This is a genomic window from Mesorhizobium sp. M2E.F.Ca.ET.209.01.1.1, assembly GCF_004010375.2.
Classification (GTDB): domain Bacteria; phylum Pseudomonadota; class Alphaproteobacteria; order Rhizobiales; family Rhizobiaceae; genus Mesorhizobium.
On the sequence record NZ_SADP02000988.1, the window covers coordinates 1 to 303 of the forward strand.

The 303-nt window shown below is 58.7% G+C and carries 1 protein-coding gene; it reads left to right on the forward strand.

Annotated elements, in window-relative coordinates; genetic code table 11:
• The coding region (locus EN852_RS38795; protein WP_135879902.1) for a DUF2569 family protein at nt 1–258 on the forward strand (258 nt) is incomplete at its 5' end.
• Nucleotides 259–303: the final 45 nt, after the last annotated feature.

Genomic DNA, 303 nt, shown 5'->3' on the forward strand with positions numbered 1-303 from the left:
CGGCGAAGCCGACGGTTCCCGCAATTGTTTCTGCTTCAGTGGCTTGCGATCCCCGTCGTTTTTATCCTGGACACGATCTGGATCGCATCAATTCTGGGGGTCCCGGTGAACCAGGTGCTCGCAGGCGATGCACTGGCGGCACCCGTGGCCTCGTTTGCGGGAACCGGACTCTGGGTTGCGTATCTCTATAAGTCTATGAGGGTGAGGAATACGTTCACCAGGACGAACGTGTCGGCCCAAATCTCGAGCGCCTCGTAAGGGTGGCCGCAATCGCGCTCGCAAGTCTTTGGCTCTCGGGGTAAT